The sequence below is a fragment of the Bacteroidales bacterium genome, assembly GCA_031275285.1.
GTDB lineage: Bacteria > Bacteroidota > Bacteroidia > Bacteroidales > UBA4181 > JAIRLS01.
In genome coordinates this window covers 98,333-111,956 of record JAISOY010000203.1, presented here as the reverse complement: position 1 = coordinate 111,956, position 13,624 = coordinate 98,333, and the positions used below count along the sequence as shown (strand labels likewise).

11 protein-coding genes and 1 pseudogene are annotated in these 13,624 nt (G+C 43.3%); 11 read left to right on the top strand and 1 reads right to left on the bottom strand.

The window, feature by feature from the left end:
* The 11 genes and pseudogenes from LBQ60_20030 to LBQ60_19980 all read left to right on the top strand — a co-directional run.
* The coding region (locus tag LBQ60_20030; GenBank protein ID MDR2040215.1) for a 6-phosphogluconolactonase at positions 1-532 on the top strand (532 nt) is incomplete at its 5' end.
* Positions 533-649: 117 nt separating this feature from the next.
* On the top strand, positions 650-1,969 hold the full coding sequence (locus LBQ60_20025) for an MFS transporter (protein ID MDR2040214.1): 1,320 nt from the start codon (positions 650-652) through the stop codon (positions 1,967-1,969).
* 24 nt (positions 1,970-1,993) lie between these two features.
* Entirely contained in the window at positions 1,994-2,455 is a 462-nt protein-coding gene (locus LBQ60_20020) for a hypothetical protein (protein MDR2040213.1), read from the top strand.
* A gap of 123 nt (positions 2,456-2,578) precedes the next feature.
* Positions 2,579-3,799 carry a DUF5009 domain-containing protein gene (locus tag LBQ60_20015; GenBank protein ID MDR2040212.1) on the top strand — a complete coding sequence of 407 codons (1,221 nt, stop codon included), beginning with the start codon at positions 2,579-2,581 and terminating at the stop codon, positions 3,797-3,799.
* Between the two features lie 105 nt (positions 3,800-3,904).
* A pseudogene (locus tag LBQ60_20010) lies at positions 3,905-4,888 on the top strand (glycoside hydrolase family 18 protein).
* A gap of 280 nt (positions 4,889-5,168) precedes the next feature.
* Positions 5,169-6,110 (top strand): ThuA domain-containing protein, encoded by a 942-nt coding sequence (locus LBQ60_20005; protein ID MDR2040211.1) that lies wholly within the window; start codon positions 5,169-5,171, stop codon positions 6,108-6,110.
* Positions 6,111-6,213: 103 nt separating this feature from the next.
* The gene (locus LBQ60_20000; protein MDR2040210.1) at positions 6,214-6,489 is read left to right on the top strand and encodes a hypothetical protein; all 276 of its coding nucleotides are present in this window, start codon (positions 6,214-6,216) and stop codon (positions 6,487-6,489) included.
* A 9-nt stretch (positions 6,490-6,498) separates the two neighbouring features.
* Positions 6,499-7,293 (top strand): ThuA domain-containing protein, encoded by a 795-nt coding sequence (locus LBQ60_19995; protein MDR2040209.1) that lies wholly within the window; start codon positions 6,499-6,501, stop codon positions 7,291-7,293.
* Between the two features lie 12 nt (positions 7,294-7,305).
* Positions 7,306-9,768, top strand: a complete 2,463-nt coding sequence (locus tag LBQ60_19990; protein MDR2040208.1) for a glycoside hydrolase family 9 protein — start codon at positions 7,306-7,308, stop codon at positions 9,766-9,768.
* Between the two features lie 103 nt (positions 9,769-9,871).
* Positions 9,872-10,603 carry a ThuA domain-containing protein gene (locus tag LBQ60_19985; GenBank protein ID MDR2040207.1) on the top strand — a complete coding sequence of 244 codons (732 nt, stop codon included), beginning with the start codon at positions 9,872-9,874 and terminating at the stop codon, positions 10,601-10,603.
* 248 nt (positions 10,604-10,851) lie between these two features.
* Complete coding sequence (locus tag LBQ60_19980) at positions 10,852-12,015, top strand: aldo/keto reductase (protein ID MDR2040206.1); 1,164 nt, start codon at positions 10,852-10,854, stop codon at positions 12,013-12,015.
* A gap of 479 nt (positions 12,016-12,494) precedes the next feature.
* On the opposite strand, the gene LBQ60_19975 is transcribed toward LBQ60_19980, so the two are convergent.
* Positions 12,495-13,607, bottom strand: coding sequence for an Ig-like domain-containing protein (locus tag LBQ60_19975; protein ID MDR2040205.1), 1,113 nt, complete (start codon positions 13,605-13,607; stop codon positions 12,495-12,497).
* Between the last annotated feature and the right edge of the window lie 17 nt (positions 13,608-13,624).

Below are 13,624 nucleotides of genomic sequence, written 5' to 3'. Positions count from 1 at the left end.
ACTCGACGAAGTTACCAACGTACCCAGGGAATATGCAGGTGCATGTTATACTATGTTGAAAACGGAAATTGTGGATACTTTAAGGATACCGGAAAAGAATTTTATCATGCCCCCTACTTATTCGGACAATTTCGAAAAAGAGTGTGTATTATTCCAGAAAGCACTCGAAGAAAGGGGAGGTATCGATATGCAGATGCTTGGTTTGGGTACTAACGGACATCTGGGTTTCAATCAACCGGGTACTCCTTTTGAAAGCGAAACCTGGCACTCCAGAATGGATGAAGTACTGGAAGAAAGGATCAGGAGGGAAACCAATACTCCACCTGAAAAGGAATTGGGCGGCCTGACACTGGGTATAAAAAATATCATGCATGCCCGTAAAATAATCCTGGTAGCCAAAGGAGAAAGCAAAGCCGAAATTGTGGCTAAGATGTTGAAAGGCCCCATAACCACAGATGTTCCGGCTTCCATATTACAGTTGCATCCCAATTGTGAATTCCTGTTGGATACAGATGCCGCTAAATTTTTGTAATTCAAAGTTCCGGATTCAAAATTCAAGATTACATGCTTACTCAATTTTGAATCTTGAATTTTAAATTTTGAACGTTTATTAATAAACCATCATCATTATAAACAATATTAACCTAAAATCATGAATCAAGAAAAGCAAGTCAATTATGTAGGGCCATTTATTACTTTAGTCTTCCTGTTTTTTGTAGTCGGTTTTCTAACTACAGCCAACGGCCAGTTTCAGGGACCATTAAAAGAAGCCTTTTTAAAAGGTGCAGGCGGTTTGAAAAATACCTTCGTTACGTTGATCACATTTTCGTGGTTTCTAGCATATCCTCTTACGGGCGGAGTCGGTTCATCATGGGTAACCAAATACGGATATAAAGGAACACTGGTTCGTTCTATTTTTGTCATGATCGTCGGGTTAGTGATCTTTTTCCTGTCATCATGGTTTACAGTAAAGTTTCCGGAATCGAATGTACAGATAGCATCGGCAACTGTTCCCACTGGCTTTTTTATCTTCCTTTTGGGGTCATTCGTCGTAGGAGCATCGGCTACCATCATGCAGGTGGTGATTAATCCATACCTTACAGCATGTTATGTTCGCGGTACGCAACCCATTCAACGTCTGGCTATCGGTGGCTCTGCCAATTCCATCGGAACTACCATGGCTCCGTTCTTTGTTTCCGGGATCGTTTTCGGTGGATTAGCTATGGAAGACGTACAGGTCAGTCAGTTGCAGGCACCGTTTTTAGTATTGGCAGGTATTATGTTACTTGTTGTGCTGGTGCTTCTCAAACTGGCTTTACCCGATATACAAGGTACGAAAGCAGAAGTCGGGGAAAAACTGGAGAAGAGTGTATGGTCGTTCAGACACCTGACATTAGGCGTGATCGCTATCTTTTTCTATGTAGGCGTTGAAGTCTGTATCGGTACGAATATCAACCTGTATGCGATTGAACAGGAAAGCCTGCACGGTTCTTTCTCGTTCTTTGGAAACAAATCATTGACGATTTTCGGGATCAATTTTGCTATTCCGGCACTGATGGCCACACTTTACTGGGGAGGAATGCTGATCGGCCGGTTAGTGGGTAGTTCACTGAGTAAAATACCGCCACGGGTACAGTTAATTACCACTACAGTTTCGGCAACTGTCCTTACGGTATTGGCTATTGCTATGAATAACCCATGGCTGCTGGTAGCTGTCGGATTATTCCACTCAATTATGTGGGGTGCCATTTTCACCCTTTCTGTTGCCAAGTTGGGAAAATATACCTCGGTGGCATCCGGCGTTTTTATGATCGGAGTAGTTGGTGGCGCCATACTACCGTTATTGCAAGGCGTGTTTGCCGACGCGATCCATGGATGGAGATGGACATGGGCGATTGTTATTTTCGGGGAATTGTTCATGTTGTATTATGCCCTGATCGGTTCCAGAATCAAACAATCGGCAGAATAATCATCGGAAAATTTTATTCGCGTCATGAATTATAAAATCCTTATTTGCTTTTCTTTCCTGATATGTTTGTTCATTCAGGTGCAGGGACAATTTGTGGTAAGCGAGCCCCGTACCTGGGACAGATATCCGCCCGAGGCCCAAAGGCGGGGATTTGGACTGCATAAATCCGAAACTGTCCAGATGGACGATGATCCTGCATTGGAAGAGGTATTGTTGTTTAGTGCGCACAATGGTCATTATCCTTATTTCGACCTGTTCAGGAATTATTATGTCATTCTGGATGCCTATACCAAGAAAATCAAGTATATGTCCGATGTTGTCATTTCAACCGAAAGGGAAATAAAACTCGAAGACCGTAACAAGGACGGGAAATTCGAATTATACCGCCGTTATATCAAAGACGGAAAATTTACGGTCGATGAAAAGGGCAATAACCTGTCGACACAATGGGTGTATGACACCATTGAATGGAAGCCGGAAAAGTAAATTCAAGATTCCGGGTTCAAAGTTCCGGGTTTAACGTTGAACTGTATAACTTTTGATGTTTACGGGTTCATGAACGGTAGTAAATAATATTCAATATTCTATCATCAATATTCAATAAATTAAATGAATACAAAAAGCATTGATTTTACCCAAAGAAATGTTGCAATAGACATTTTAAGGGCCCTCACCATGTTGTTGATGATCTTTGTCAATGACCTGTGGACCATAAAAGGAGAGCCAGCATGGCTGGGTCATGCCGAAAGTAATCAGGATTTCCTGGGACTGGCCGACATCGTTTTTCCCTGTTTCCTTTTTGTTGTGGGGATGTCCATACCCTTTGCCATCGAACGGCGATTCAGTAAAGGAGCTCCCGGCGTAAGTACGGTCGGGCATATCCTGATGCGTACTTTCGCTCTTTTGGTGATGGGAGTATTTATTGTAAATACCGAGTCGGGTGTTTCCCATGACACAGGATTTACCCTGGCCACATACCGGATACTGATGGTTGCCGGTTTTTTCCTCGTATGGAACGTTTATCCGACTAGCGATAAACCCATGAAACACCTGTACACGGCACTGAAAGTACTTGGTGTCGTGCTTCTGGTATATCTGGCGATTGTATTCCGGGATTCTAATGGAGGTATTTTCCGTGCCCGCTGGTGGGGTATCCTCGGACTTATCGGATGGACATATTTTATATGTGCCTTTATTTATCTTTTCACCCGTGACCGTCTGAAATATCTGATCTCTATCTGGTTGTTCTTCATTTTGCTATGTATACTGAAAAGCGGTATGTTGAGCGGAGAATCACTATGGAAACTCCCGCGGGGAAATTTCCTCGATGAGATACTGAATATCCTGCACATAGGAAACGGTGCTTTACCTGCATTTACAATGGGAGGTATTGTGCTTTCGCTGGTCAGTACGAAATATATCAATGCTGCCAATAGTAAAAAGGTCATTTTTGCTGTTTCGGCAGTAATCATATTATTAGTTGCCGGATTTATATCACATCGTTTCTGGATTGTATCGAAAATACAGGCCACACCGCCATGGATCTTCTATTGTACGGCTGCTGCAGTCGGGACATATGCCATTATTTACTGGTTAGTGGAAAAAGGAAAGGCATCGTGGTTCAATATCATCAAACCGGCAGGTACAGCAACACTGACCTGTTATCTGGTACCCTACCTTACCTATAGTATATCCAGTCTATTGGGTATACGGCTGCCCGAGTTCCTGACAACGGGATTTGTCGGTATTCTGAACTGTGTCGTATACTCGTTCTTGGTGATCGGTATTACTTATCTGTTGGGACGTATCCATATCAAGTTGAAAATATAGTTCAAAGTTTATCTTTGATGAGCTCGCAAGCTCGGTTCGGGTTCAAGATTCAAGATTTAAAATTCAAAATTCATCGTTCATCATTCAAAATTCATCATTACAATCATGAAAACCATCCAGATATTCATCATAACATTGCTTATAAATAGTGCCTGTACAGCGCAAACATCCAGGAAAGAAGACAAAGTAGTACTTGCATATGTCACATCGTGGAGCCGGATCGTTCCTGATCCCGAATATGTCACCCATATCAATTATGCCTTCGGCCATGTAAATAATACATTCAACGGTATCCGTATCGATAACGAAGACCGCTTGAAAATGATCGTTGGATTAAAAAAACAAAAGCCATCGTTAAAAATATTCCTTTCAATCGGAGGATGGGGAAGCGGCCGGTTCAGCGAAATGGCTGCTGATGAAGCCAACCGGAAAGCTTTTGCTGCCGATTGCCAACGCGTGGTCAAAGAGTTCGACCTGGATGGCATCGACCTTGACTGGGAATTTCCGACCACTTCCATGGCCAATATTTCCTCATCGCCAGATGATACTAAGAATTTCACTTTGCTGATGCGGGATATCCGTGAAACCATTGGCAAAAACAAGCTTCTGACACTTGCTTCGAATGCCAGCGCCAAATATGTCGATTTTAAAGCCATCGACCCGTATATCGATTTCGTGAACATCATGACTTACGATATGGGAGGAGCACCGAAACATCATGCCGCATTGTATGCTTCCGAAAATTCCGGGTGGATGAATGCCCATGAGTCGGTAGATGCCCATGTAAAAGCCGGAGTACCCCTGAACAAACTTACATTGGGGATGCCTTTTTATGGTCGGGGCAGTAAGGAAATCGGTGATTTTATGGATTACAAGAAAATCATCACACTTACCGGATTTACCGAAAAATGGGATGATGTTTCCAAAACGCCATACCTGGTGAATTCTGCGGGAGAAATCGTATGTTCTTTCGAAAATCCGCGTTCCATTGAGATCAAATGTAAGTATTTGCTGGAAAAAGGAATGCTGGGCGCCATGTATTGGGATTATGACGGTGATGATGCAGAAGGAACCTTACGCAAGGCTGTCTATAACGGAGTGATCAAAAGGGATTAATGATTATGCGTCCCAAATATGATGTATTTTCTCAAACCTTTGCTAAGTATTCAGGCATTAGCCTGTTTATCCATGCGGAGCATACCATATTGACGATTTTCCGTTCAAGCGCAGCCAATAGGCGGAGCGCGTTAAAACTTAACGGAGTGATCTCATGACCGAAGGGAATAATCGTCAAACCGTTTTTGGTTCTTTTTGCGGTATCAAAAAGAACAGAAAAAAGAAAAATGATATGTTCTTTACAATTTCAAAGATGAAAATAACAAGATACATTCTATTGGTTTTCATTTTCTTCGCGGGAATGAACTCTCATGTTTCCGCCCAGAAGAAAATCAAAGCGATGATTGCTACCGGCCAGGACGGAAGCCACTGGTGGAAAGGCGGCAATGATGCCATGAAACAGATACTTGAAAATACAGGTCTGTTTACAGTCGATATTATTGAAACACCCGACTGGGGCGGCGATATGAAACTGTTCAATCCTGATTTCAGTAAATATGAGTTGGTTATCATTAATTACGGAGGAGCCACCTGGGCCGAAGAGACGAGGAAAAATTTCGAAAAATTCGTGGCGGATGGCGGCGGAGTAGTAGCCGTCCATTCCTCAATGGTTCCGATGGAGGACTGGCCAGCATACAATGAAATCATCGGCCTGGGCGCATGGAACGGACGTAATGAAAAATGGGGCCCTTATGTATACTGGGCCGACGGTAAATTCGTATATGATTATTCTCCCGGATGGGCAGGACATCATGCACTTCAACGCATGTCCACCATCGAGCACCGTAATCCTGAACATCCCATACTGAAAGGGTTGAATCCGGTATGGCGTCATTTCAAAGATGAGATATACTCCAAACTGCGTGGCCCTGCCAAAAATATGGAAATATTGGCTACCACCTGGGATGGCTCTGAGGATGGCGGTTCCGGACGGCATGAACCGATGATATGGACGGTAAAATATGGAAAGGGAAAAGCATTTGTCACCCTTCTCGGACATGCCGGAAACGATCCGGAATTGCGGTATGCCATGGAATGTACCGGGTTTCAGGTGACATTGGCCAGGGGAGCCGAATGGGCGGCAACCGGAAAGGTTACACAAGGCATACCGGATGATTTCCCGACGGAGAATGTGTATACCCTGCGGCCGGAGTTCAGGTATATTGATAAAGGAAAAGTAGTAAGTAAGAATTGATTGGTTTAGTAGTTGATGTTGTTTGTTTCTACCGGTGCACGTTTTGAAACGTGTGCCGGTAAAAAACAAAACACCGGAATCGATCATATAAAAAATAAAACGCATGTTCCAATATTTATCTATTGAGTACGCAAAACCCACAAGGTTCACCGAAGGTAACCGGGTAAATGTAAATAACCACGGGTATAACCTGTGGCAGGAAGATGCTTCTCACATGATGTCCCCAAAGGGGGCAAATATTCTGGATATGAAATTCGCCCCTTTCAGGGACGGTTCGTTGGTTTCGCAATTGCCCGTGAGTTACACTCACGGTTATTTATTTTCAGTCCCTTCGGGACAATCGAAACAAGTATTTTTAATCCTTGATCCGCATAAATAAATTTATCTCATGAAAAAGACACCTGTCAGTTTTTTACCGGCTATTGTGTTATTTCTCCTGTTCTGTCTGGGAACCAATACCTGGGCACAAAGATTTCCACGCTTTAAGGTACTTGCATTTTATAATGATAAAGTCGAAAAAGCACATGTGGAGTTTGCCCTCGAAGCAGTTAAATATTTTAATTACCTGAATATCGGTAAAGGATTTGTCTTTGATGTTACTTCCGACTTTTCGGATTGTAATATTGAGAAATTGAACCAGTATCAACTGGTAATCATGCTCAATGACCAGCCTCACGGGAAAGATCAGCGTGAAGCCTTTCAGCAATATATGGAAAACGGCGGCGGCTGGATGGGATTTCACGTAGCAGCATACAATGACAGGAATACCAATTGGCCCTGGTACCTCGATTTCCTCGGAGGAGGGGTATTTCACCGGAATAACTGGCCGTCGATGACAGCCAAAGTGGTAGTAGATAAAGAGCATCCGGTGACAAGGGGATTACCCCAGGCTTTTGTCGCACCCGAAAATGAATGGTACCAATGGAAACCCAGTCCCCGGGAAAATAAAGACATCGAGGTGCTGGTAACCTTATCCCCTGAAAACTATCCTTTAGGGCTGAAGGATATACTTGTGGACGGTGATCTACCCGTTGTATGGACCAATACGAAATACCGGATGATTTACCTGAATATGGGGCACGATGGAAAAGCATTTACCGATGCGACACAAAATCATCTAATTATCAATGCATTCAGATGGGTAGTGAGCATCGATAAAAACGGAGATCCGTTCAAAAAATAAAATTGTTGTGATATGAAGATAAGAACAACCCTTGCAGTGCTGGCAATCAGCTTCTATGGAGCCAGTTCCTTTGCACAGACAAAATTGACACAGGACCCTGTTCTGGAGAAAGAGATCATTAAAACGGGCCTGATTCACAGCCCCCTGTCCCTGAATACCGAAAATTCCTTCGAAACAAACGGTTTGAAGAAAAAAATATCAACCGTCAGTACCCTTTGTGATATGAAAACCATTAACGGATGGAGTCATTCCGGGCAGGGCAGGATGAGTCATTCGAAACAGAAAACCGTATCGGGAAACGGCAGTTTACGGATAGAATACCCCACTTACACCGGGAAAAGAGCCAAAGGATCACCTTCGGACCCCGATTATGCTACCTATGGTAATGTCGGAGTTACTTATCAAACAGGTGAAGCCAACTGGGAAAACTATAACCGTATTGAATTCTACATTTATCCTGATTGTGACGGAGCACGTGTTGTCAACCTGAACTTATCTTTTCATAATAATGGTTCATCGGATAGTCCTGGTCCGCGTTCCGCTTCGCACCTGATCAATCTGGTCAACAAACAATGGAATCGTTGCTTTTTGGACATTGGCGACTTTCAACGGAATAAAGTGTCGAGGATCGGCTTTAATGTCAGTATCAAAGGAAAAGACCGGACGAGCGGTGATTCAGCCATATATTACATTGACAAAATTGAGTTACAGCAAGTAGATGACCCAGAAATCGTCAGCGGATGGTTGCCCGGAAAGAATAAAATAGTCTATTCTACAACCGGGTACATGCTGAACAGTGATAAAACTGCCATTGTCAATATGGATAAATCCCTGCATAATAACCGGTTTCAAGTGATGAATGCACAAACCGGAAAGGCTGTTTTTAACGGGCAGATAAAACAGGAAAAAACCACCATCGGTGAATTTGATGTGCTGGATTTCACTGCCTTTAACGAGTCCGGTGATTACCGGCTAAAGGTCGGCAATGTTCTTACTCCATCTTTCCGTATCGACCAGCATATCTGGGAAAATTCCATGTGGCGCGTGCTGAACTTTATTTTCTGCCAGCGTTGCGGTTATCCGGTTCCCGGAAAGCACGGCACCTGCCATACCGATCTTTGTTCCAAACACGACGGAAAAATGATATCCTATGCCGGTGGTTGGCATGATGCCGGTGATTTATCGCAACAGACTTTACAGACGGGAGATGTCACCTATGCCTTATTGGAAGCCTACAATAACCAGAAAGATAAAAACCCTGCCCTTGCCGCCCGTTTGCTCGAAGAAGCCGAATGGGGACTGGAATTTGTGCTGCGTAACCGTTATGGCGACGGATACCGTGCCAGTAGTGTCGGGTTGTTGATCTGGCAGGACGGTGTATTCGGAACACTGGATGATATCACAAGTGTCCGTGTACAGAACCTGGCCTTCGATAATTTCCTGTATGCCGCTTACGAAGCTTATGCTGCCTTAACTATCGACCGCGACCCGATGTTACAGGAACATCTCCGGCGTGTAGCCAAAGATGACTTTGAATTTGCCATGAAAAAACATGCCGAATCGGGCTATGGCGGCTTTATCCATTTTTATGAGCATAGTTATAATACTTCCGAAAGCCAGTATATGGCCACTATTTCATGGGCAGCCAGCATGTTGTATAAATTGACCAAAGAACCGTACTATGCCGGGCTGGCAGCCGAATACATCAAATATACCCTGGATTGCCAACGGAAAGAGCCTCTGGGTGATAAAAACAAAACCAAAGGATTCTTCTACCGCGATAAATCAAAACAATCCATTGTCCATTATATACACCAGTCACGTGAACAGGTGTATATGCAGGCAATAGCTTTGCTTTGCGAAACACAACCCAGACATCCCGATTATAATAAATGGACGGAATCCATCCGTCTGCACGGCGAATACCTGAAAGGCCTGATGCAGTACACAGCGCCTTACGGCATGTTGCCCGGCGGTGTGTATCATATAGATGAACACAAGGACTCAACAAGTTTTTATAGCCTACATCTCTTTCCACCCTCTAATGCAAAAGAATTGTATGTGGAGCAGGTAAAGAGAGGACTTCAGTTAGACAGCAAACATTACCTGAAACGTTTCCCCGTCTGGTTCAGTATCTTCAACGGCAATACAGCCATACACCTTTCCATGGGAAAAGCAGCTGCCATTTGCGGAAACTTCCTTAAGGATAACGAACTGCTAGGTATTGGAAAGGAACAGTTGTATTGGACCGTCGGAAAAAATCCTTTCGGACAGTCCCTGATATACGGTGAAGGACACAACTATCCCCAGATGGACAGTTTTTCTTCCGGGGAAATGGTAGGGGAAATGCCGGTAGGGATACGCAGCCTTGATAATGAGGACATCCCGTATTGGCCCCAGGTGAACAATGCCTGTTATAAGGAAGTTTGGGTTACGTCGGCCGGAAAATGGCTGACTTTATTGGCGGAATACTAAATAAGAATTGAGAATTGAGAATTGAGAATCGATAACCTTTAGCTCGGCGAACTTAGGCGCAGCCGGTCCCATGAGTAACAGCGAATAACAAAACCAATTGAAAATGTTTAGGAAAGCTTTAAAAATAGTATTATTGGCAGGTATTGTGATCTCTTCTTCCTGTAAAGAAAAATCTATACGTTTAGCCATGATTTCGGGAATGAACGAAAAGCTGGATACTGCACTTTACGCTCCATTGTTGGAAAGTCTTGAAAATATTACATGGAAGGTATACAATAACCGGGAGTCACAGGAATTGTTCAAACCGGAAAATACGGATAAATATGATGTCATCCTGTTTTATGATATTTGCCTGGAAGAATTCCCGGAAGCAAGCAGGCAAAACCTGATAAAGGCAGTGAGCGGGGGAAAGCCTGTTTTTATCCTGCATGATGGTTTGCTGACCTATAATACATGGCCTGAATTTGCTAAAATAGCCGGTATAAAATATTTCATGAGTCATCAGGATGTGGATGGAGTGGAATATGGCGTGTCAAAATACAAACACGATGTGGATATTCCTGTGAAAGTGGTAGATAAAAAGCATTTTATCACCCAGGGAATAGATGAAAGTTTTCTTCTTCACGACGAAATATACGGAAAAATGTGGAGTTCCCCGGAAATACACCCTTTACTGGTCACCGATCATCCGGACAGCGATCCGGTGATCATGTATACACATCAGTACGGCAAGGGTAAGATAGTCGGCATCGTACCCGGCCATGGTCCAGGGATCTTCAGGGATAAAAATTTCCGGATAGCTTTTCAGCGGGCGATATTATGGCTGGGAAGATAAAATATCTTAAGAATTGTCAATAGATAAACACAACAATCTGAGGTATTATCTCCGTGTACTTGTAGAATTCCTCCCGGGCGTAAGCCCGTTTATCAATGCGGAGCATTCCATATTGCCGATTTTCCGTTCAAGCAAAGCCGATAGGCGAAGCACATTTAAATCGCCAAGCCGTTTTTGTTTCTTTTTGCGGCGTCAAAAAGAAAAAGAACAAAGTGATACATTTATTTTTTTACAATGCCTTAATTATAATGGAAAACCAGGTTAACAGGCGTGATTTTCTGAAATTATCTGCTGCTGCCGGAGTCGGATTTGTTCTGGGAGAACAAACAACAAAAGGAAGCAACTCCTGCAAAAAAGAGACTTTACCCCGCCGCACGCTGGGGAAAACAGGAATTCAACTGCCCGTACTGAGTATGGGAGTAAGTTCTAATCATTTGCCTGTGGTAAGGGCGGCCTATAATTCGGGAGTCATTCATTTTGATACGGCCAACGGATACCAGAACGGTAAAACGGAAGAAATGCTGGGTGATTTTTTTGCCGGAAAAGACCGTGATTCATTTGTCCTGGCAACGAAAATATATGAGAAAACGCCCGGAGATCTTTCCCAACGATTTGCAGAAAAATTCGAAACAAGCCTGAAAAGGTTGAGAACAGATTATATCGACATCCTTTATTACCATGATGTCAGTACTACTGATGAGGTAAACTGCCAGCCGGTACTCGATGTGATGCTGAAACTGAAAAAAGAGGGCCGGGTGAAACATATCGGAATTTCCACGCACAGTAATGAGCCGGAGGTCATCCATACCATGGTGGATAATGGTAATTATGATGTAGTACTTACTGCATATAATTTCAATCAACAGCATCATGACCCGTTGAACGCGGCAATAAAACGGGCAGTAGAGTCGGGCATGGGGGTTATTGGCATGAAAGCCATGATGGGGGGATATATGGACAAGGAACGGACACAAAAAGTAAATGCGAAAGCAGCACTGAAATGGGTATTGCAAAATCCCGGCATACATACGGTACTTGCGGGCTATACCTCATTCGAAGAGCTGGAAGAATGCCTGGAAGCCGTATCCGACCTTAAATTGACCGAAAAGGAAAGCGAATTCCTGACATCGGTAAATAAACATACATTGTTGTATTGCCAGGGATGCCGGAAATGTGTCCCCCAATGTCCGCAAAAATTACCTGTACCTGACATGATGCGTGCCTATATGTATTATTACGGGTATAATGATCCGGCTATGACCAGGGATATAATTTCAGCATTTCCTTTATCTCAAAATCCCTGTAGTTCATGTGTACAATGTAATATTCGTTGTTCAGCCGGCTTTTTTGTGAAAGAAAAGATAAATGATATGATGCGGATCCGGAAAACTCCGGATAAGTTTATGATATGAAAAACTATTGTTGAAGCTAATCAAGGGCTTTGCTCTTATTCTTTTAAATGTTGAAACTAAATATAAAAATCAGCTAAAATTAGAAATTCTGAAAACGTTTTTTGCTACCTTAACGGACCCTAACTAATTCAAAACAGTATATAAGATTTAGTCAACAGGGCTGTATCGACTATAATAGTATTCTGTAACTATGATCATGGTTATTTTTCCATTTCCATAGTTCAGTATCTGCATTCATTACCTATCATGCTCCATTCCGGGCGGTAAATTCCATCTTCCGGTATTTTGAGTGGACAATAATCTGTAATGATATTTCTAAAATAATCTATAAAAATTCATGTCAGTAAAGTGAGCATTTCATGCAGCTTTTATTATACAAAATGAGAAAACCTCAGGATCGTGTCGGGATTGACATAATCCTAAGGTTTTGAAAAAAGTCTGTCTCAAAGTATTTTCGAGACAGACTTAATCATCTAAAATCAAGGTTGATATGTGAACCTTATTGCCCTGAAGTTACAGTTGGCTGTTGCGAAATAGAACCTGAGCCGCACTGTTCCTGCAGGTAAAGTAATGGTACTGCTTGCCGTTTCCCATTTATAATTGCTCCAGCCGTTATTCGCAGGAAGGTTCATAGATACCAGGGTGTTCCACTCGTTCCACGAATCGCTCTGTTTGTCTATCTCGAGTCTGACAACAGATGCGGCGTTACATGCTACCTCCGCTTCAAAAGTATATTCACCGGCGTCCTCCACTTCAACGGTATAGACCAGCCATTCGCCTGATGCGGTATAACCAATATTATTACCAGCACCTTCGATAGCAACACTTCGTGTATCGTTGTCACCGCCATCTATCCGGTATTGAATGCCGGCTGTACCCGCTTGGCTTTCTCCCGTGTTAGCATCATACCAGGCTTTATCACGACCCCCATGGTCGAAATCAGCGGCTTTCAGTGTGTAAGGAGCAACTGAGGAAAGGGTATGCGGCCCTTTGAAAGCTGTTGTAGGCCGTGGTCCAATGGACACCTCCACAGAAATGACTTTTGTAATGGTCTTTTCCGTTCCTACAATAGTACACTCGACTTCTGTAGTTCCGTAGGTCCTTCCAATCACGAGGCCTTTATAGTCTACCGTGGCAATATCCTCATCCATCGAACGCCACTCAATCACCTTGTAATCATTGGCATTCATCGGCTCCGGAAAAACCTGGACTGACATTTCACCATCACGTCTCAGAGAGAGGGAATATTCATTTAGTGTGAAATCCGCCAGCGGTATTTTGGTATCGACTGTAACAGTCACATTCAGCTTTTGACCGCCCGAACTTATAATAATGTCGGTTGCACCTGCGCTTTTCGCTGTTATCAAACCGTTGGCAGAAATTTCAGCCACTTCGGGTTCTTCGCTCACCCATGAGAAAGACGCTTCATCTGGACTGGCAGTCAGCTGAAAAGTTTCGCCTACAAACATATTCACAGACCGATGATTGACCGTAATGATGGCATCAACTTCCTTGGCATCATAAACATCGCAGCCCGCAATACCAACAAGGAACGGAAGGCATATTACAACAGCGATGAAAATATTTTTCATTTGATATTTCATGATTA

Excerpts from the sequence above, each read along its gene's own strand:
- LBQ60_20020 (MDR2040213.1), top strand. The coding sequence starts at position 1,994 with ATGAATTATAAAATCCTTATTTGCTTTTCTTTCCTGATATGTTTGTTC.
- LBQ60_20015 (MDR2040212.1), top strand. The coding sequence starts at position 2,579 with ATGAATACAAAAAGCATTGATTTTACCCAAAGAAATGTTGCAATAGAC.
- LBQ60_20005 (MDR2040211.1), top strand. The coding sequence starts at position 5,169 with ATGAAAATAACAAGATACATTCTATTGGTTTTCATTTTCTTCGCGGGA.
- LBQ60_20000 (MDR2040210.1), top strand. The coding sequence starts at position 6,214 with ATGTTCCAATATTTATCTATTGAGTACGCAAAACCCACAAGGTTCACC.
- LBQ60_19995 (MDR2040209.1), top strand. The coding sequence starts at position 6,499 with ATGAAAAAGACACCTGTCAGTTTTTTACCGGCTATTGTGTTATTTCTC.
- LBQ60_19990 (MDR2040208.1), top strand. The coding sequence starts at position 7,306 with ATGAAGATAAGAACAACCCTTGCAGTGCTGGCAATCAGCTTCTATGGA.
- LBQ60_19985 (MDR2040207.1), top strand. The coding sequence starts at position 9,872 with ATGTTTAGGAAAGCTTTAAAAATAGTATTATTGGCAGGTATTGTGATC.
- LBQ60_19980 (MDR2040206.1), top strand. The coding sequence starts at position 10,852 with ATGGAAAACCAGGTTAACAGGCGTGATTTTCTGAAATTATCTGCTGCT.
- LBQ60_19975 (MDR2040205.1), bottom strand. The coding sequence starts at position 13,607 with ATGAAAAATATTTTCATCGCTGTTGTAATATGCCTTCCGTTCCTTGTT.